The following is an 18,915-nucleotide window of genomic DNA, read 5'->3' on the forward strand; positions in this document are numbered from 1 at the left end:
CACGACTTTCCCGGGACCTTCCGAGCTCCGAGCTCACACCCCCTTTATCGCGTAGTCGTGACGACGGTCACAACATGGTGATACCCTCCGAACGGAGGAAGGAGGCCGTTCCGGATGAGCCCCTTTACCGGATCCGCGACCCGCACCGAACGCTGGCGGCACCTGCGCCTGGACATCGACGAGGGCGTCGCCACCGTCACCCTCGCCCGCCCCGCCAAGCTCAACGCCCTCACCTTCGGCGCCTACGCCGATCTGCGCGACCTTCTCGCCGAGCTCTCCCGCGAGCGGTCCGTCCGCGCGCTCGTCCTCGGCGGCGAGGGGCGCGGCTTCTGCTCCGGCGGCGACGTCGACGAGATCATCGGCGCCACCCTCTCCCTCGACACCGCACGTGTCCTCGACTTCAACCGCATGACGGGCCAGGTCGTCCGGGCCCTCCGCGAGTGCCCCTTCCCGGTCGTCGCCGCCCTCCACGGCGTCGCCGCCGGCGCCGGGGCCGTCCTCGCCCTCGCCGCCGACTTCCGGATCGCCGACCCCACCACCCGCTTCGCCTTCCTCTTCACCCGGGTCGGCCTCTCCGGCGGCGACATGGGCGCGGCCTACCTGCTGCCCCGGGTCGTCGGGCTCGGCCACGCGACCCGGCTCCTCATGCTCGGCGAACCCGTCGGGGCCGCCGAGGCCGAGCGCATCGGCCTGCTGAGCGAGCTGACCGAGGAGGGCGCCGCCGACGCCCGCGCCGCCGTCCTCGCCCGCCGCCTCGCGGACGGGCCCGCCCTCGCCCTCGCCCAGACGAAGGCCCTGCTCACGGCCGAGCTCGACATGCCGCTCGCCGCCTCGATCGAGATGGACGCGGCCACCCAGGCCCTGCTGATGCACGGCGAGGACTACGCGGAGTTCCACGCCGCCTTCACGGCGAAGCGCGCCCCGAAGTGGCGGGGCCGCTAGCCATGGCCGCCCCCCGGCCCACCCGGCCCGAGCGGATCGCCGTCATCGGCGGCGGCCCCGGAGGCCTCTACGCCGCCGCCCTCCTCAAGCGGCTCGACCCCGCCCGCGAGGTCACCGTCTGGGAGCGGAACGCACCCTCCGACACCTTCGGCTTCGGCGTCGTCCTCTCCGACGAGACCCTCGGCGGCATCCGGGACGCCGACCCCGCCGTGTACGAGGCCCTCGGCCGCGAGCTCGTCCGCTGGGACGACATCGACGTCGTCCACCGCGGCCACCGCACCACCTCCACCGGCCACGGCTTCGCCGCCCTCGGCCGCCGCCGTCTCCTGGAGCTCCTGCACGCCCGCTGCACCGAGCTCGGCGTACGGCTCCGCTTCCGCACCGAGGCCCCGCCCGCCGCCGAGCTCGCCGCGACCCATGACCTGGTCGTCGCCGCCGACGGGGTGCACAGCCGCACGCGTGAGGCGCATGCCGAGCACTTCCGCCCCACGATCACCACCCACCGCTGCCGTTACATCTGGCTCGCCGCGGACTTCCCCTTCGAGGCCTTCCGCTTCGAGACCGCCGAGACCGAGCACGGCGTGATGCAGCTCCACGCCTACCCCTTCTCCCGCCCGTCGCCCGACCACGACGACCCCGCACCCACGCCGTCCGGGCCGCCGAACCCGCCCGGATCCTCCACCGTCATCGTCGAGATGCGTGAGGAGGTCTGGCGGGCCGCCGGGTTCGACGAGCTCGACGAGGCCGAGTCCACCGCCCGCTGCGCCAAGTTCTTCGCCGAGGCGCTCGGCGGCCGGGAGCTGCGCTCCCACCGCTCCGCCTGGACCGCCTTCCGCACCGTCGTCAACGAGCGCTGGTCGTACGGCAACACCGTCCTCATCGGGGACGCCGCCCACACCGCGCACTTCTCCATCGGATCCGGCACCAAACTCGCCGTCGAGGACGCCCTCGCCCTCGCCCGGCGGATCGGCGAACACCCCACCCTCGCCGAGGCGCTGACCGCCTACGAGGCCGAGCGGCGCCCGGTCGTCGAGTCCACCCAGCGCGCGGCCGCCGCCAGCCTCCGCTGGTTCGAGGAGCTCGCCGACCACGTCGACCGGCCGCCCCGCCGCTTCGCCTTCGACCTGCTCACCCGCAGCCGCCGCGTCACCCACGCCAACCTGCGGCTGCGCGACCCGGCCTTCACCGCCACCGTCGAACGCGACTTCGGCTGCCCGCCCGGCACCCCGCCCATGTTCACCCCCTTCCGGCTGCGCGGCCTCACCCTGCGCAACCGGATCGTGGTCTCGCCCATGGACCTGTACGTCGCCGAGGACGGCGTCCCCGGCGACTTCCACCTCGTCCACCTGGGCGCCAGGGCGCTGGGCGGCGCCGGGCTCGTCATGACCGAGATGGTGTGCGTGAGCGCCGAGGGCCGCATCACCCCCGGCTGCTCCGGACTGTGGACCGACGAACAGGCCGACGCCTGGGCCCGGATCACCGCCTTCGTCCACGACCGGTCACCCGGCACGGCGCTCGGCGTCCAGCTCGGCCACTCCGGCCGCAAGGGCTCCACCCGCCGCATGTGGGAGGGCATCGACCAGCCGCTGCCGGAGGGCAACTGGCCGCTCGTCGCCGCCTCCCCCCTCCCGTACCGGCCCGGCGTCAACCAGACCCCGCACGCCCTCGACCGTGCCGGACTCGCCTCCGTACGCGAGGAGTTCACGGCCGCCGCCCGGCGCGCCGCCCGCAGCGGATTCGACCTGCTCGAACTGCACGCCGCCCACGGCTACCTGCTCTCCGGCTTCCTCTCCCCGCTCACCAACCACCGCACCGACTCCTACGGGGGCACCCTCGACGGCCGGCTGCGCTTCCCGCTCGAAGTCTTCGACGCGGTGCGGGAGGTGTGGCCCGAGGAACGGCCCATGACCGTCCGCGTCTCGGCGACCGACTGGGCCGAGGGCGGTACGAGCCCCGAGGACGCCCTCGCGATCGGCCGCGCCTTCGCCGCGCACGGCGCCGACGCGATCGACGTCTCCACCGGCCAGGTCGTCCCCGACGAGCGCCCCGAGTACGGCCGCTCCTACCAGACCCCGTACGCCGACAGGCTCCGCAACGCGGTCGGCGTCCCCGTCGTCGCCGTCGGCGCGATCTCCTCCTGGGACGACGTGAACTCCCTGCTCCTCGCGGGCCGCGCCGACCTCTGCGCCCTCGCCCGCCCGCACCTCTACGACCCGCACTGGACGCTCCACGCGGCGGCCGAGCAGGGCTACCAGGGCCCGGCCGCGCCCTGGCCGGACCCCTACCTGGCGGGCAGCCGCCCACCCCCGACCGGCCGCAGGGACACGTACTGACAGGTCCTACTCCGTCGGCAGCCAGGACGGCCACCACGGCGGGACGTTGGAGCCCGGGCACAGGCCGGAGTCGCCCGGATAGCCGTCCGGGGTCGCCTGGCCGCCGACGTACCACCAGGCGAACCACCCGGCCACCGCGAGCACCGCCACCAGCTGGGCGAGCGCCCGCACCGGGCGCGGGGCGTGCACCGTCGCCGTACGGGCGAGGACCGCGACGACCACGGCCGCGAGGGCCGTCGCCCCCGTCAGCACGATCATCTCGAAGCTGTGGGCGAAGCGGTGCTGAGGCTCCCAGGCCGCGTCGCAGTAGGCCCGGGCCCGCGCGACGACCACGCTCGCCTGGTAGACGACGGCGATGCCCACCGGCATCGCCATGACCCACGCCGGCCACTGCCCCCGTGACACCGCGTATGCGCTCATGCCTCCTGAGGACGGTCCCCGGTCACGAACGGTTGCACGAACTCCGCGCCCCGGTCCCGCAGCAGCCCGTGCAGGGCGGCGAAGACCTCCGCCGAGCGCCGGCCCGGCCAGTCGTCGGGCAGCAGCTCCGCCGGCAGCACCGGGTCCGCGTACGGCAGGCGCCGCCAGGAGTCCAGGACGAGCAGGTACGCCCGGTAGGCGTCCTCCGCGCCGCCCGGCGCCGTACGCCAGGCCCGCAGGACCGGCTCGTGGGCCGCCAGGAACTCCTCGTGCAGTCCCGCGATGGCCGGCAGGTCCCACCAGCGGGCCACCGCCCCTGCCGTCGCCGTGTAGCCCAGGTGCTCGCCCCGGAAGAGGTCCACGTACGGCGAGAGCTCCAGGCGCTCCAGGGTGTTCCGCGTCTCCTCGTACAGCCGGGCGGGCGCGATCCAGACACCCGGCGCCGCCGTGCCGAAGCCCAGCCGGCCGAGCCGGGAGCGCAGCAGGTGCCGCTTGTGCCGCTCGGCCTCGGGGACCGAGAAGACGGCCAGGACCCAGCCCTCGGAGAGCTTCGGCTCCGTCCGGGCGTAGATCCGGCGGTCGCCGTCGTCGAGGAGCCTCCGGGCGTCGTCCGAGAGGGCGTACCCCGCGGCCCCGTCCGCCGTCCGGCGCGGCAGCAGCAGCCCGCGCCGCTTCAGCCGCGACACCGAGGAGCGCACCGAGGGCGGGTCCACGCCGAGTACCCCGAGCAGCCGGATGAGCGCGGCCACCGGCATCGGGGAATCGTCGGGCGTACGGCCGTACGCGCCGTAGAGGGAGACGATCAGGGAACGGGGAGTGTGCTGCTCGGCCACGTGATCACTTTAGGGGGTGGTCCGGGGGGTGGTCCGGACGGGCCCGGCGCCGGATCAGACCGGGTCGCGCAGCCGGAAGCGCTGGAGTTTTCCGGTCGGGGTGCGCGGCAGGGCGTCCAGGAAGACGATCTCGCGGGGCGACTTGTACGGGGCGAGGCGGGCGCGGACGAAGGCCCGCAGGGCGGCGGCCATGGCGGAGTCGCGCGGCACCCCCTCCCGTACCACCGTGTACGCCACGACGACCTGTCCGCGCAGCTCGTCCGGGCGGCCCACGACCGCCGTCTCGACCACGTCGGGGTGGTCGAGGAGCACCTCCTCGACCTGGGGGCCGGCGATGTTGTACCCGGCCGAGATGATCATGTCGTCGGCCCGTGAGACGTAGCGGAACCAGCCGTCGGGCTGCCGGACGTACGTGTCGCCGGTGACGTTCCAGCCCTCCCGTACGTACTCGGCCTGGCGGGGATCGGCCAGGTAGCGGCAGCCCACCGGGCCGCGGACGGCGAGCAGCCCCTCCTCGCCGTCCGGGACCTCCCGTCCCTCGTGGTCCACGATCCTGGCCTGCCAGCCGGGCACCGGGCGGCCGGTCGTGCCGGGGCGGATGTCGCCGTCGGCGGCGGAGATGAAGATGTGCAGCAGCTCGGTCGCGCCGATGCCGTTGATCAGGCGCAGGCCCGTCCGGCCGTACCAGGCCGACCAGGTCGCCTCCGGCAGGTTCTCGCCCGCCGAGACACAGCGCCGCAGCGAGCTCACGTCGGGGGCGACGCCCTCGGTCAGCTCGTCGAGCATGACCCGGTAGGCGGTCGGCGCGGTGAAGAGGACCGAGACCCGGTGCCGTTCGATCGCCGCGAGCAGCTGTTTCGGCCCGGCCTGTTCGAGCAGGACCGCGCTCGCCCCGGCCCGCAGGGGGAAGACGACGAGCCCGCCGAGGCCGAACGTGAAGGCGAGCGGCGGCGAACCGGCGAAGACGTCGTCGGGCAGCGGGCGCAGGACGTGCGCGGAGAAGGTGTCGGCGACGGCGAGGACGTCCCGGTGGAAGTGGACGCAGCCCTTGGGCCGGCCGGTGGTGCCGGAGGTGAAGGCGATGAGCGCGACGTCGTCGGCGGCGGTCGCCACCGCCTCGTACCGGCCGGGGCGGCGGGCGGCGAGGGCCAGCAGGTCGTCCGGGCCGTCCCCGCCGAAGGGGGTGACGCGGAGCCCGGGGATCCGGGCGGCGAGGAGCTCGTCGAGGGAGTGGGCGTCGCAGAGCGCGTGGGTACAGCGGGCCGCGTCCGCCATCACGGCCAGTTCGGGTGCGCGCTGCTGGGCCAGGACGGTGACGGCGACGCCGCCGGCCTTCATCACGGCGAGCCAGCAGGCGGCGAGCCAGGGGGTGGTGGGGCCGCGCAGGAGCACCCGGTTGCCGGGCAGGACCCGCAGGTCGGAGGTGAGGACATGGGCGATGCGGTCGACGCGGTCCCGCAGCTCTCCGTAGCTCCACACCCCGCCCTCGCCGTCGTGGAAGGCGGGCCGGTCCGTGCCGAATCGTTCCACCGTACGGTCGAGGAGTTCGGCCCCGCAATTGAGCCGGTCGGGGTAGGCGAGCTCCGGCAGGTCGAAGAGGAGGCGCGGCCACCGCTCCGGTGGGGGCAGCCCGTCGCGGGCGAAGGTGTCGAGGTGGGCCGAGGGTGTCAGCTCCATGAGTCCGTCCCCCTGTCGTGGTGGGGTCGCTCAACGCCACACGAGCGTATCGTGTTGGTGACGACAGTCAACGGTTCGCGACAAGGGCGCCGGAGGGCGTCGGAGAGGGCCCACATGCCCGCATTCTCGCTCGATCCGGAACAGATCACCTGGTGTGCGGAGCTCCGGGACCTCGCCGCCGAGCGTCTCGTACCGCTCGCCGAGAAGGGCGCGCCCGGCCGCGTCAACCGCCCCCTCGTCGCCGCCCTCGGCGAGCTCGGCCTCCTCGCCCGCCTCTTCGACGCCGGCGCGCTCGACCTCTGCCTCCTGCGCGAATCCCTCGCCCAGGCCTGCACCGAGGCCGAGACCGCCCTCGCCCTCCAGGGCCTCGGCACCCACCCCGTCGCCGCCTTCGGCACCCCCGAGCAGCGAGCCCGCTGGCTCCCCGAGGCCGCCGCCGGACGGGCGGTCGCCGCCTTCGCGCTCTCCGAGCCCGGCGCGGGCTCCGACGCCGCCGCCCTCGCCCTCGACGCCGTCCCCGACGGGCACGGCGGCTGGCACCTGCACGGCGAGAAGCGGTGGATCTCCAACGCCCCCGAGGCCGACTTCGCCACCGTCTTCGCCCGCACCACCCGCGGCGCCGGCTCCCGGGGCGTCACTGCCTTCCTCGTCCCCGCCGACCGGCCCGGACTCGGCGGCGAGCCCCTCGACATGCTCTCCCCGCACGCCCTCGGCACCCTCACCTTCGACGGCGTCCCCGTCGGCCCCGAGGACCTGCTCGGCGAACCGGACCGGGGCTTCCGGGTCGCCATGCACACCCTCAACCTCTTCCGGCCCAGCGTCGGGGCCTTCGCCGTCGGCATGGCCCAGGCCGCCCTCGACGCCGCCGTCGCCCACACCGCGGCCCGGCCCGCCTTCGGCGGCGTCCTCGCCGACCTCCAGGCCGTCTCCCACCGGATCGCCGAGATGGCCACCCGCACGGAGGCCGCCCGCCTCCTCGTCTACGCGGCGGCCACCGCGTACGACAGCGGCGACCCGGACGTGCCGAGGCGCTCCGCCATGGCGAAACTCCTCGCCACCGAGACCGCGCAGTACGTGGTCGACGCGGCCGTCCAGGTGCACGGAGCGGTCGCGCTCCAGCGGGGCCACCTCCTGGAGCACCTCTACCGCGAGGTGCGCGCACCCCGCATCTACGAGGGTGCCACGGAGGTCCAACGAACGATCATCGCGAAGGAGTTGTACGCGGCGCAGGCCGCCGGACCCGCCCGGACGACACGACAGGAGGTGGGTTCCGCATGAGCCTCCACCGCCACAACCCGGCCGAACTGGCCCCGCCCACCGGCTTCACCCACGCCGTCACCGCCACCGGCACCCGCCTGGTCTTCCTCGCGGGCCAGACCGCGCTCGACACCGCCGGAGCAGTCGTCGGGGACACCCTCCCCGAGCAGTTCACCACCGCCCTCGGCAATCTCCTCACCGCCCTGCGGCACGCCGGCGGCACCCCCGCCGACCTCGCCCGCGTCACCGTCTACACCACCGACGTCGACGAGTACCGCGCCCACGCCCACGAACTGGGACGGATCTGGCGCCGGTTGGCGGGCCGCGACTACCCGGCGATGGCCGTGATCGGAGTCGTACGCCTCTGGGACGAACAGGCGCGGGTGGAACTGGACGGCTTCGCGGTCCTCGACGAGCCCGCCCACGCCTGACCCGCCGGGACCGCGATTGATCAACTGGTCACCCGAACGGACCGGGCTTAGTGTCGAAAGGTGGACTGACCGGCCCACGGCTCCCCAGTGAGGGCGCGATGCGCCATGAGGTAGCCATGACCAGTGATCCGAAGCCGACGACTCCGACCGCGACGACCCCGCGCAAGCACGACGGGGACGGCAAGGGCATCGCCCTGTTCGTGATCGCCTCCTGTCAGCTGATGGTGGTCCTCGACATCACCATCGTGAACATCGCCCTGCCGGACATCCAGCAGTCGCTCGATTTCTCGACGACCAGCCTGTCCTGGGTCGTCAACGCCTACACCCTCACCTTCGGCGGACTGCTGCTCCTCGGCGGCCGCGCGGGTGACATCCTCGGACGCCGCAGGGTCTTCATCTTCGGCGTCCTGCTCTTCGGGTTCGCCTCCCTGCTCGCGGGCTTCGCCCAGAGCGACTGGCAACTCCTCGCGGCCCGCGCCCTCCAGGGCGTCGGAGGCGCGATCGCCTCGCCGACCTCCCTCTCCCTGATCTCCACGACCTTCGAAGAGGGCCCCGAACGCAACCGCGCCTTCGGCGTGTTCGCGGGTGTGTCGGCGGGCGGCGGCGCCATCGGCCTGCTCGCCGGCGGCATCCTTGTGGAATGGCTCGACTGGCGCTGGATCTTCTTCGTGAACGTTCCGATCGCCCTGCTGATCGCGTTCCTGACACCCCGGCACGTCAAGGAGTCCGCGCGCCAGCCCGGCCACTTCGACGTGACCGGCGCGCTCACCTCGACGCTCGGCATGGTGGCGCTGGTCTACGGCTTCATCCGCGCCGCCCAGGAAGGCTGGCGCGACCCGTACACGATCGCCTCCTTCGCCGCCGCGATCGTCCTGCTCGTCTCCTTCGTCCTGGTGGAGCGGCGCTCCCGCCAGCCGATCACCCCGCTGCACATGTTCGCCGACCGCAACCGCGCGGGCACCTACGGCATCATGCTCTGCCTCGCGGCCGCGATCTTCGGCATGTTCTTCTTCCTCACGCTCTTCGTGCAGCAGGTCCTGGACTTCAGCCCGCTCGAAGCCGGCCTCGCCTTCCTCCCGGTGAGCGCCGTCATCGCGGTCGCCGCCGGGATCACCTCCCAACTCCTGCCCAAGTTCGGCCCGAAACCCTTCATGGTGGTGGGCGCGCTCTGCCTGGCGGCCGGTCTCTCCTGGCTCACCCTGACCAACATCGACTCGACCTACCTGGGTTCGATCCTCGGTCCGATGCTGGTCTTCAGCTTCGGCATGGGGTTCATGTTCGTCTCGCTGACCCTGATGGCCCTCTCCAACGTCGCCCCCAAGGACACCGGGGCCGCCTCCGGCCTGCTCAACGCGACCCAGCAGGTGGGCGGTTCGCTCGGCCTGTCGATCCTGGTCACGGTCTTCGGCACGGTCAGCCGCAACGAGGCGGACGACCAGGTCCCGGCCTTCCTCGCCCAGGCGACCCCGCTGGAGAAGGCCCGCTTCGCCGAAACCGGCCAACTGCCCCCGCCCTGGAGCGACGAGGTCCTCACCGCCGGAGTCTCGGCCGGCTTCATCGTGGCGGCGGTCTTCGCGGTCCTCGCCCTCGTCATAGCCCTGGTCGCCATCCAGGTCCGCCCCTCGGACATCGAACGCCTCAAGGGAGGCATGGTCCCGGGCGCCTGAGCTTCCGGTGCCCGGCATATCGCGCTGGGCTTGAGAAGCCCCCGCCAATACAAGGCGGGGGCTTCTGCTCGGTTGCCTAGATGTTTGCCGCCGATCGGGACGAAGACCGACGTCGCTTTCCGTCGTGGCCCGCAAGGGAGACCGCCGGGCACCTGCCGGTGCCCGGCGGTGTGGTCCGGTCCGGTGGTCATCCGGCCGGTCCGGTGGGGGCGGTCACTCCGCCCACGGGTCGAGCCCCTGCTCCAGCAGGCGCTCCTCCTCGCTCTCGCTCAGGAAGAGTGCGGGATACCTGCCCCAGAGCGAGAGGTCGCTGAGGGGGTTTGCCGGGAACTCCGCCCGCAGGACGCGGACGAGGAACTCGACCATTCCACAGTCGTGGCGCTGCCAGACGCCCTTGCCCCGGCGGTACACGAGCAACGGCCATGCGGCCGGGTCGTCGCCGGAGGCGTCCCAGCAGATGATGTCCGCCGCCGCGTCGGAACCCCAGGCGATGAGCCGTGGCTGCGCCCCCTCGAGCTCGGGCTCCTTCCCGAAGCTCGCCCAGGCGTCCTCGGCGGTGAGGGTCTCCACGAGCATGCCGCCGTAGGGCGACGTCAGCTCCTCCGCCTTCGGCTCGGGGACCTGGACCTGGAAGAAGTTGTCGATCGCCCCGGGTCCCCACACCTCCATGAAAGCGCGGTAGTCGGGCGGGAACCCCGTGCCCCACGACTCGCCCATGCGGGCCCAGTCGACGGACGTGTCGGGTGCCGCCTTCGGCGGCATGAGCTGCCGCAGCGTCTCCACATCAGTCATCGCGGTGCCTCCTTCTCCTTCCGGTCGCCGTCATCCCATCGATCCCGTCGGTATCTGTCGGCCGGTGGCCGGGTCGTCGAACGTGCCGAGGTTGCGGCCGCGAGTAGCGAGTCCACGTACTCCTTGGTGAGGCAGGAGGTCATGCCGGTGGCACGGCTGCCCTTCACGAACCGGTGCGGTTCTTCCCGGTTCTCCGTGGTACTTGGGAGGGTGCGGGTTCTCCGCACCCTCCCAAGAACCCAGCGGATCTGGATGCCGGACCATCACGGGTTCGCGCCGTGATCACCGCCGCATCCCAATCGGCCGGGCTACCGGGCAGTGGCAGGAACCTTGATCCGGCCGGTGAAGATCCCTCGCGTGTCCGCCTGGAGCTCCTGCTTGTACCGGAGCTGACGGCCCTCGTGCGGGATGGCGAACCCGAAGGAGGAACGATGGGTAGTCATCCGGTAAGTGCGCGCGTCCAGGGTAAGGGTCTCCTCGAACGATCCCAGTACGATTTGTTCCTCACTCGCCGTGACCCCAGCCTTCCGTAGCTTGGCCAGCGTGGGCTGGAATTCCCGGGCGGCCTTCGCTACAGCCGGTCGTTCCGTCCGGTCGGCCAGGTGCGCGGCGGGGATCCGCAGCTGGAGCCTGATCTCACCGCCGGTCCTTGTGACCACGATCCGCTCATCCCCCTCGATGTACGTGGCAAAGGAGGCAAGTGCGGCCAGCGGGTCCTCCACCTTGGCAGCGATCTCCGGGTTGCTCAAGGGTCCCCTGGTCCAGGGAGTGCCAGGTGCGCCTTCCCGCACGTACCCGGTACCGTCCGCGGCGAACACCTCCTCGGCCTCACGCTTGCCCTTGCTGAGAACCGTGCCGCTCTGGTGCAGGGCCTCCGGGCTATCGGTTCGTTCCACGGTGGCGGAATACGAGGCGGCGCTACCCTGCTCCGCCGGAGCGCCGGTCTGTTTCAGCGACTCCTTGCCCATTACTGCGAAGGTCCACCCGGTTTGGGCGTCCATGGCCGTCCTGGCTCGTGTCAGCAGATCCGCGGCGTCGTTCCCTGGAGCCTTCGACGCGCCCGTGGCCGACACGGAGACTTTCACGGAGCCGGCCGCCGGGCTCGGGGCCTTCGTTCCACAGCCGGTTGCCGCGGTCAGGATGGCCAGACCTGCCGCAGGCCAGAGGAGCCGGCTCCTCATCGCCCACGTCCGGGGCGGTGTATCTGCATGTCTTCTCCACTCGTCCGATGTGCGTGGGCGTCTGCGGCGCCGGCCGCAGCCGGCGCGCGCCCTGCGATCACCCCGCAGAGATAACGGGGGCAAAGAATACAAAGGGTGTAAGCGGCGGTGCCGCCGACCGTGGAAAAGTGATCGGCGGCACCAGGGTGTTCCGGATGATCATTGTGACGGCGCTGGAAGCGCTGCTGCGGATGCGGTCGGCGGTGGGAACTCCCCAGCCGTAGCGGCGGATCACCTGCCACGTCACGTCGCCCTTGGCGAGCTTGGGGGCACGGGCCTCTTGAACGGGCAGGGTTCGACCATGGCAGCGGTCCACTGGGCCTTGTGGACGAGCAGGGAGCGGACCGTCTCCGCCCACAGCCCGGGTAGGTGTTCATCGCGGTGGCGGCGAGGGCCGTGCCGGAGCTCCCGCCGAGCGCGGCATGGCACGGCTGAAGTCCTGACAGATCTTCCGCAGATCCCGCATCAGCCCCAACCGCATGACCGTCATCCCAAGGCCGTCCTCACCCTGGAGAGGCGACGCTGAGAGGGCTCACTGATGGGGGGCACCTCTCACGCGGGCGGCGAGTGCCCGTTGAACCCGGCGGAGCGCGAGGAGCTGCGGCGCCCGCGCATGCAGGTCCGTGGGCATCGGCTGCTTCGACCGGCCCTCCGCGGCCCCTTGGCCATCTCCCGTCTGCTGTAGGGAACCGAGGGTGTCAGCCGACCTCCGGTCTGGCAGGGCTACTTGAGAGGCCACTGCTCCGGCCGGAGGATGTCACGCTCAGGAATACGCGATCTTCACCACGGCGTCGCCATTCGACGCGGCTTCCGCGTAGAAGGATGCGACGTCACGGAGGACGGTCGCCAGATAGCGCGCGAACTTCTCTCCGATCTCGTCTCCGAACGCCGATGCCATCGCGTCGAGGCTGTCGTTCACTCGACGCCCCGGATCGACAGTGGCGAGGTGGTCCGACACTCTTCGCACGTCGTCGGGCCGCAGGGCGACCAGGACCTCCGTCTCGGTACGCCCCAGGAACGCGCCTCCGAGGACGGGCTGATATCCGGCCTCATGGGTTTCCGGCGACCCTCCCGTGAATGCCGCATGCACCACTTCCCACTCTTTGGAGAGGTCGAGAAGAAGTCCGGCGTCCTGTGCCGCGGTGAACCGTTCCTCGTCGGACTTCAGGGGGACTTCTGCTAGAACACTCTCGGCATTCATGGCCTCCAATTCCTTGGGCTGCAATCGGAAAAGCCTGATGATAAGGCTCATGGAATTCTCACTCCCGTCCTTCTGTGGCATATAAGGGGCGCGGAGGACTCCGTTGCCGGCACCGCGCTGCTCGACCAGGTCGCCACCGACCACCCGGGCATCCGCAAGGTGTGGGTCGACGGCGGTTACCGTCAGCACCTCGTTGAGCATGCCGCCACCCTCGGTATCGACATGGAGATCACCGCCCGCAAGCCAGGGGCTTCACCCGGATCCCGAAGCGGTGGGCGGTCGAGCGAACCTACGGCTGGCTCATGCTCCACCGCCGCCTCGCCCGCGACTACGAAACCCTGCCACCCGATCCGAAGCCGTGATCCACATAGCCATGACCGACCGCTCGCCGGACTCGGTGAGCGGGAAGTCCGCGCCTTCCGCCGTGTGCATCTGGTTGTAGAACTTCGACTCGGGGTCCTGCACCCACCAGTGGCGGTCGTCGACCTTGGTGTACGGCATGGCGGTCCCACCGGACTCGACACCGAAGCCCTCGGTGGTCGTGTACGTGCCCGAAGGCGTGGTGTACGTGCTCTGCTTGCGCGTCGCGCCGTCCACGACATCGTTGGAGCCGACGCGTCCGGCGCTCGTGGAGAACTGCGCCTTCCAGCCGGAGGAGCCCTATTGCGTACACGCCTCACGACCTCTGGCGCAGCCGCCCGGAGCCGTGAGCCCCCCCGCACCCGCGAACCGCGTCCCCTGATGAGTCATCCCCTCGTACGTAACTCCCCATGTCGGACGGCCCCGTCAGCCCTTGACCTCTGATCCTGGACACATGAGATGCGGAGAACCCGGCGTCGAACCGGCCTGACGAACCGGGAGGTATCCCGCGACCGTTCGTTGTCGCCGCGTCGAAGGGGCGGTGCTGTTCCGGAGGGTGCGGCAGGACCATGCCGGGCATCGGCAGGTCCCTCGCGGTCGTACGGGGCGCTGGAGCGGTACGGGGATCCAGTCACCTGCCCGCGGGAGTCGTCGTCGTGCGGTCTCGGCGTAACGTTGGACCGGACGGCTCTCCATCAGGGTGGCGGCCCCGTAGTGTGCCGACTCGGGCGCAAAGTCCCAGAGAAGTCCCACGAGGCACGCCATGCCTCCCGCCATTGTGCATGGTTGCAGGTCAGGATGGTTGCGTCGGCAATTTCCTGACGATTTTTCAGATGTCCCGGAAGATCTCGATCTGCGCGCCGACCGAGTTGAGGCGCTCCGCCAGTTCCTCGTAGCCGCGGTTGATGACGTACACGTTCCGGAGGACCGACGTGCCCTCGGCCGCCATCATTGCCAGGAGGACGACCACCGCGGGGCGCAGGGCCGGCGGGCACATCATCTCGGCGGCGCGCCAGCGGGTGGGGCCCTCCACCAGGACGCGGTGGGGGTCGAGGAGTTGGAGGCGGCCGCCGAGGCGGTTGAGGTCGGTGAGGTAGATGGCGCGGTTGTCGTAGACCCAGTCGTGGATGAGGGTCTTGCCCTGCGCCGTGGCCGCGATGGCCGCGAAGAAGGGGACGTTGTCGATGTTCAGGCCCGGGAAGGGCATCGGGTGGATCTTGTCGATCGGCGCCTCCAGTTTGGAGGGGCGGACCGTCAGGTCGACCAGGCGCGTGCGGCCGTTGTCCGCCGCGTACTCCGCCGAGCGGTCGTGGTCCAGGCCCATCTCCTCCAGGACCGCGAGCTCGATCTCCATGAACTCGATCGGGACCCGGCGAATCGTCAGCTCCGACTCGGTGACGACCGCGGCGGCCAGCAGGCTCATCGCCTCGACCGGGTCCTCGGAGGGGGAGTAGTCGACGTCCACGTCGATCTGGGGCACGCCGTGCACGGTCAGGGTGGTGGTGCCGATGCCGTCGACCCGGACGCCGAGCGCCTCCAGGAAGAAGCACAGGTCCTGGACCATGTAGTTGGAGGAGGCGTTGCGGATGACGGTCACGCCGTCGTGGCGGGCGGCGGCGAGGAGCGCGTTCTCGGTCACCGTGTCGCCGCGCTCGGTCAGGACGATGGGGCGGTCGGGGGAGACCGAGCGCTCGACCTGGGCGTGGTAGATCCCCTCGGTGGCCGTGATGTCCAGGCCGAAGCGGCGCAGCGCGATCATGTGCGGCTCGATCGTGCGCGTACCGAGGTCGCAGCCGCCGGCGTACGGCAGCTTGAAGCGGTCCATGCGGTGCAGCAGCGGACCGAGGAACATGATGATCGAGCGGGTGCGGATGGCGGCCTCGGCGTCGATGGACTCCATGTCCAGCTCGGCCGGCGGCACGATCTCCAGGTCCACCCCGTCGTTGATCCAGCGGGTGCGAACCCCGATGGAGTTGAGGACCTCCAGGAGCCGGAAGACCTCCTCGATGCGGGCGACCCTGCGCAGGACCGTGCGGCCCTTGTTGAGGAGCGAGGCGCAGAGCAGCGCGACACAGGCGTTCTTGCTCGTCTTGACGTCGATGGCCCCGGAGAGCCGGCGGCGTCCGACGACGCGGAGGTGCATGGGTCCCGCGTAACCCAGGGACACGATCTCGCTGTCGAGGGCCTCGCCGATCCGGGCGATCATCTCAAGGCTGATGTTCTGGTTGCCGCGCTCGATCCGGTTGACGGCGCTCTGGCTTGTGGCCAGTGCCTCGGCGAGCTGCGTCTGTGTCCAGCCGCGGTGCTGCCGGGCGTCACGGATGAGCTTGCCGATGCGTACGAGGTAGTCGTCTGCCATGGCGTCACGTTATCTCAGATATGAGATGGAGATCGTCATTGGGGTGGGCCGTCAGGGTGACAGGCTGTGCGCGGTCGGGTGACGCGGTTCGTACAGGGGCAGTTCGGTGCCGCTCGGCAGCCGGACGGCGGCGAGCAGGCCCCAGAGCTGCTCGGTGATGGGGCGTGAGATCTCCGCGCCCCGGTCCTCCAGGGTCGTCAGGGTGGCGGTGATGTCGTCGCACATGAGGTAGACCTCGTGGTGCGGCTCGCCCTCGGTGGGGTGGACGGCCACCTCGGCGGGTGGCAGTTTGAAGATGAGCCAGCCCCGCCCGGCGTCCACGTGGCCGAAGCCGAGGACGTCCTTGAGGAAGGCCCGGTCGGCCTCCGCGTCACGGGTGTAGAGGATGACATGCGCGCCGCTGAACATGGACCGATCGTCGGCCCGCCGGGCGGCCCCGGCAATCGGTGCGCGGCCGTACGGGTTCCCCGCCCGGATTTCCGGCCGGTCTCCGGCCGCCCGGGCATGACCGCGCGGCGGGGATGCACTAGAGTTATCTCGACATCGAGATAACTGCTTACGGCGCACCGTGGCCGCCTGCCCGGTAAGGGCTCCCTAACTTAGCCTTACCTTAGCGGATCGGCGAGGGGTCGTGGCGGCAGCATGACGGTAGTACGCGCACATTGATGAAGGAGACTGTCGTGTCGGCGAACAGCTTCGACGCCCGCAGCACGCTGCGCGTGGGCGACGAGTCGTACGAGATCTTCAAGCTGGACAAGGTCGAGGGCTCCGCGCGCCTCCCTTACAGCCTGAAGGTCCTCCTGGAGAACCTGCTCCGCACCGAGGACGGCGCGAACATCACCGCCGACCACATCCGGGCCCTCGGCGGCTGGGACTCGCAGGCTCAGCCGAGCCAGGAGATCCAGTTCACGCCCGCCCGCGTGATCATGCAGGACTTCACCGGCGTGCCCTGTGTCGTCGACCTCGCCACCATGCGTGAGGCCGTCAAGGAGCTCGGCGGCGACCCGGCGAAGGTCAACCCGCTCTCCCCGGCCGAGCTGGTCATCGACCACTCCGTCATCGCCGACAAGTTCGGCACCGCGGACGCCTTCGGCCAGAACGTCGAGCTGGAGTACGGCCGCAACAAGGAGCGCTACCAGTTCCTGCGCTGGGGCCAGACCGCCTTCGACGACTTCAAGGTCGTCCCGCCGGGCACCGGCATCGTCCACCAGGTGAACATCGAGCACCTGGCCCGTACGGTCATGGTCCGCAACGGCCAGGCGTACCCCGACACCCTCGTCGGCACCGACTCCCACACCACCATGGTCAACGGCCTCGGTGTGCTCGGCTGGGGCGTCGGCGGCATCGAGGCCGAGGCCGCGATGCTCGGCCAGCCGGTCTCCATGCTCATCCCGCGCGTCGTCGGCTTCAAGCTGACCGGCGAGCTCCCGGCCGGCACCACCGCCACCGACCTGGTCCTCACGATCACCGAGATGCTGCGCAAGCACGGCGTCGTCGGCAAGTTCGTCGAGTTCTACGGTGAGGGCGTCGCCGCGACCTCCCTCGCGAACCGCGCCACCATCGGCAACATGTCGCCGGAGTTCGGCTCCACCGCCGCGATCTTCCCGATCGACGGCGAGACGCTGAAGTACCTCAAGCTCACCGGCCGCTCCGAGCAGCAGGTCGCGCTCGTCGAGGCGTACGCCAAGGAGCAGGGCCTCTGGCTCGACCCGGCCGCCGAGCCCGACTTCTCCGAGAAGCTGGAGCTCGACCTCTCCACGGTCGTCCCGTCGATCGCTGGCCCGAAGCGCCCGCAGGACCGCATCGTCCTCGCGAACGCCGCCCAGCAGTTCGCCCAGGACGTCCGCAACTACGTCGACGAGGTGGACGAGGCGGGCAAGGAGTCCTTCCCGGCCTCCGACGCCCCGGCGAACCACCCCAACGGCGCCCCGTCGAAGCCGGTCACCGTCACGGCCCCCGACGGCTCGACCTACGAGATCGACCACGGCGCCGTCACCGTCGCCGCGATCACCTCCTGCACCAACACGTCGAACCCGTACGTGATGGTCGCCGCCGCGCTCGTCGCGAAGAAGGCCGTCGAGAAGGGCCTGACCCGCAAGCCGTGGGTCAAGACCACCCTCGCCCCGGGCTCGAAGGTCGTCACCGACTACTTCGACAAGGCGGGCCTCACCCCGTACCTCGACAAGGTCGGCTTCAACCTTGTCGGCTACGGCTGCACCACCTGCATCGGCAACTCCGGCCCGCTGCCGGAGGAGGTCTCCAAGGCCGTCAACGAGCACGACCTGGCCGTGACCTCGGTGCTCTCGGGCAACCGTAACTTCGAGGGTCGTATCAACCCCGACGTCAAGATGAACTACCTGGCCTCGCCGCCGCTGGTCGTCGCGTACGCCCTCGCCGGCTCCATGAAGGTGGACATCACCAAGGACGCCCTCGGCATCGACCAGGACGGCAAGCCCGTCTACCTGGCCGACATCTGGCCGACGGAGGCCGAGGTCAACGACGTCGTCGCCAACGCCATCGGCGAGGACATGTTCAACAAGTCCTACCAGGACGTCTTCGCGGGCGACGCCCAGTGGCAGGCGCTGCCGATCCCGACCGGCAACACCTTCGAGTGGGACACCGAGTCCACCTACGTCCGGAAGCCCCCGTACTTCGAGGGCATGACGATGGAGACCACCCCGGTCACCGACATCGTCGGCGCGCGCGTCCTGGCCAAGCTGGGCGACTCGGTCACCACCGACCACATCTCCCCGGCCGGCGCCATCAAGGCCGACACCCCGGCCGGCAAGTACCTCACCGAGCACGGTGTGGACCGTCGTGACTTCAACTCCTACGGCTCGCGCCGAGGCAACCACGAGGTCATGATCCGCGGCACCTTCGCCAACATCCGCCTGCGCAACCAGATCGCGCCGGGCACCGAGGGCGGCTTCACCCGCGATTTCACCCAGGCGGACGCGCCGGTGTCGTTCATCTACGACGCCTCGCGCAACTACATCGAGCAGGGCACCCCGCTCGCGATCCTGGCGGGCAAGGAGTACGGCTCCGGCTCGTCCCGCGACTGGGCCGCCAAGGGCACCGCGCTCCTCGGCGTCAAGGCCGTCATCGCCGAGTCGTACGAGCGCATCCACCGCTCGAACCTCATCGGCATGGGCGTCCTGCCGCTCCAGTTCCCGGAGGGCGCCAACGCCGAGTCCCTCGGTCTGACCGGCGAGGAGACCTTCTCCTTCACCGGCGTCGAGGAGCTCAACAACGGCGTCACGCCGCGCACGGTGAAGGTCACCACCGACACCGGTGTCGAGTTCGACGCGGTCGTCCGCATCGACACCCCCGGTGAGGCGGACTACTACCGCAACGGCGGCATCATGCAGTACGTGCTCCGCAACCTGATCCGCGGCTGACGCGATCTGATCGGGTAGTACGGAA

General features: G+C 70.9%; 14 protein-coding genes and 1 pseudogene. 7 read left to right on the forward strand and 8 right to left on the reverse strand.

Features of this window, described 5'->3' with window-relative positions; all coding sequences use genetic code 11:
- Positions 1-114: 114 nt before the first annotated feature.
- Both OG361_RS30335 and OG361_RS30340 read left to right on the forward strand, forming a co-directional pair.
- A complete protein-coding gene (locus OG361_RS30335) occupies positions 115-942 on the forward strand; it encodes an enoyl-CoA hydratase family protein (RefSeq protein WP_405858544.1) in 828 nt (275 codons plus the stop codon).
- 2 nt (positions 943-944) lie between these two features.
- Positions 945-3,275, forward strand: a complete 2,331-nt coding sequence (locus tag OG361_RS30340) for a bifunctional salicylyl-CoA 5-hydroxylase/oxidoreductase (RefSeq protein ID WP_405858546.1) — start codon at positions 945-947, stop codon at positions 3,273-3,275.
- Between the two features lie 6 nt (positions 3,276-3,281).
- Here the strand turns inward: OG361_RS30340 and OG361_RS30345 are convergent, their stop codons facing one another.
- Genes OG361_RS30345 through OG361_RS30355 form a run of 3 tightly spaced genes read right to left on the reverse strand, consistent with a single transcriptional unit; the run spans position 3,282 to position 6,205 of the window.
- On the reverse strand, positions 3,282-3,695 hold the full coding sequence (locus OG361_RS30345; RefSeq protein WP_405858548.1) for a hypothetical protein: 414 nt from the start codon (positions 3,693-3,695) through the stop codon (positions 3,282-3,284).
- Positions 3,692-4,528: a PaaX family transcriptional regulator C-terminal domain-containing protein gene (locus tag OG361_RS30350; RefSeq protein ID WP_384571480.1), complete on the reverse strand. Its 837-nt coding sequence runs from the start codon at positions 4,526-4,528 to the stop codon at positions 3,692-3,694. The genes OG361_RS30345 and OG361_RS30350 overlap by 4 nt, the downstream gene beginning before the upstream one ends.
- Positions 4,529-4,582: 54 nt before the next feature.
- A complete protein-coding gene (locus tag OG361_RS30355) occupies positions 4,583-6,205 on the reverse strand; it encodes an AMP-binding protein (protein WP_405858550.1) in 1,623 nt (540 codons plus the stop codon).
- A gap of 114 nt (positions 6,206-6,319) precedes the next feature.
- On the opposite strand from OG361_RS30355, the gene OG361_RS30360 reads away from it, so the two are divergent.
- The 3 genes from OG361_RS30360 to OG361_RS30370 all read left to right on the forward strand — a co-directional run bounded on the left by OG361_RS30360 (position 6,320) and on the right by OG361_RS30370 (position 9,560).
- The gene (locus OG361_RS30360) at positions 6,320-7,483 is read left to right on the forward strand and encodes an acyl-CoA dehydrogenase family protein (RefSeq protein WP_405858552.1); all 1,164 of its coding nucleotides are present in this window, start codon (positions 6,320-6,322) and stop codon (positions 7,481-7,483) included.
- A complete protein-coding gene (locus OG361_RS30365) occupies positions 7,480-7,893 on the forward strand; it encodes a RidA family protein (protein WP_405858554.1) in 414 nt (137 codons plus the stop codon). Before OG361_RS30360 ends, OG361_RS30365 begins: the two co-directional genes overlap by 4 nt.
- Positions 7,894-8,009: 116 nt before the next feature.
- Positions 8,010-9,560 carry an MFS transporter gene (locus tag OG361_RS30370; RefSeq protein ID WP_405858556.1) on the forward strand — a complete coding sequence of 517 codons (1,551 nt, stop codon included), beginning with the start codon at positions 8,010-8,012 and terminating at the stop codon, positions 9,558-9,560.
- Between the two features lie 213 nt (positions 9,561-9,773).
- Here the strand turns inward: OG361_RS30370 and OG361_RS30375 are convergent, their stop codons facing one another.
- From OG361_RS30375 to OG361_RS30385, 3 genes are all read right to left on the reverse strand, one after another.
- Positions 9,774-10,352, reverse strand: coding sequence for a hypothetical protein (locus OG361_RS30375; protein ID WP_405858558.1), 579 nt, complete (start codon positions 10,350-10,352; stop codon positions 9,774-9,776).
- Positions 10,353-10,660: 308 nt separating this feature from the next.
- Positions 10,661-11,353 (reverse strand): hypothetical protein, encoded by a 693-nt coding sequence (locus OG361_RS30380; RefSeq protein ID WP_405858559.1) that lies wholly within the window; start codon positions 11,351-11,353, stop codon positions 10,661-10,663.
- 982 nt (positions 11,354-12,335) lie between these two features.
- Positions 12,336-12,974 (reverse strand): DUF1877 family protein, encoded by a 639-nt coding sequence (locus tag OG361_RS30385; protein WP_405858561.1) that lies wholly within the window; start codon positions 12,972-12,974, stop codon positions 12,336-12,338.
- Positions 12,975-13,030: 56 nt separating this feature from the next.
- On the opposite strand from OG361_RS30385, the pseudogene OG361_RS30390 reads away from it, so the two are divergent.
- Positions 13,031-13,215: pseudogene (locus tag OG361_RS30390) on the forward strand (transposase); the annotation flags it as partial.
- A 747-nt stretch (positions 13,216-13,962) separates the two neighbouring features.
- On the opposite strand, the gene OG361_RS30395 reads toward OG361_RS30390, so the two are convergent.
- Positions 13,963-15,492, reverse strand: a complete 1,530-nt coding sequence (locus OG361_RS30395; RefSeq protein ID WP_329620694.1) for a UDP-N-acetylglucosamine 1-carboxyvinyltransferase — start codon at positions 15,490-15,492, stop codon at positions 13,963-13,965.
- A 51-nt stretch (positions 15,493-15,543) separates the two neighbouring features.
- The gene (locus OG361_RS30400; RefSeq protein ID WP_405858564.1) at positions 15,544-15,900 is read right to left on the reverse strand and encodes a VOC family protein; all 357 of its coding nucleotides are present in this window, start codon (positions 15,898-15,900) and stop codon (positions 15,544-15,546) included.
- A gap of 272 nt (positions 15,901-16,172) precedes the next feature.
- On the opposite strand from OG361_RS30400, the gene acnA reads away from it, so the two are divergent.
- Complete coding sequence (gene acnA, locus OG361_RS30405; protein WP_384571504.1) at positions 16,173-18,890, forward strand: aconitate hydratase AcnA; 2,718 nt, start codon at positions 16,173-16,175, stop codon at positions 18,888-18,890.
- Positions 18,891-18,915 lie beyond the last annotated feature (25 nt).

It is taken from the genome of Streptomyces sp. NBC_00090, assembly GCF_045160815.1.
Classification (GTDB): domain Bacteria; phylum Actinomycetota; class Actinomycetes; order Streptomycetales; family Streptomycetaceae; genus Streptomyces.

Coding starts and splice junctions, on each gene's coding strand:
- OG361_RS30375 (WP_405858558.1), bottom strand. CDS start 10,352: ATGACTGATGTGGAGACGCTGCGGCAGCTCATGCCGCCGAAGGCGGCA.
- OG361_RS30360 (WP_405858552.1), top strand. CDS start 6,320: ATGCCCGCATTCTCGCTCGATCCGGAACAGATCACCTGGTGTGCGGAG.
- OG361_RS30340 (WP_405858546.1), top strand. CDS start 945: ATGGCCGCCCCCCGGCCCACCCGGCCCGAGCGGATCGCCGTCATCGGC.
- OG361_RS30385 (WP_405858561.1), bottom strand. CDS start 12,974: ATGCTCAACGAGGTGCTGACGGTAACCGCCGTCGACCCACACCTTGCG.
- OG361_RS30400 (WP_405858564.1), bottom strand. CDS start 15,900: ATGTTCAGCGGCGCGCATGTCATCCTCTACACCCGTGACGCGGAGGCC.
- OG361_RS30355 (WP_405858550.1), bottom strand. CDS start 6,205: ATGGAGCTGACACCCTCGGCCCACCTCGACACCTTCGCCCGCGACGGG.
- OG361_RS30335 (WP_405858544.1), top strand. CDS start 115: ATGAGCCCCTTTACCGGATCCGCGACCCGCACCGAACGCTGGCGGCAC.
- OG361_RS30395 (WP_329620694.1), bottom strand. CDS start 15,492: ATGGCAGACGACTACCTCGTACGCATCGGCAAGCTCATCCGTGACGCC.
- OG361_RS30380 (WP_405858559.1), bottom strand. CDS start 11,353: ATGGACGCCCAAACCGGGTGGACCTTCGCAGTAATGGGCAAGGAGTCG.
- OG361_RS30365 (WP_405858554.1), top strand. CDS start 7,480: ATGAGCCTCCACCGCCACAACCCGGCCGAACTGGCCCCGCCCACCGGC.
- OG361_RS30345 (WP_405858548.1), bottom strand. CDS start 3,695: ATGAGCGCATACGCGGTGTCACGGGGGCAGTGGCCGGCGTGGGTCATG.
- OG361_RS30370 (WP_405858556.1), top strand. CDS start 8,010: ATGACCAGTGATCCGAAGCCGACGACTCCGACCGCGACGACCCCGCGC.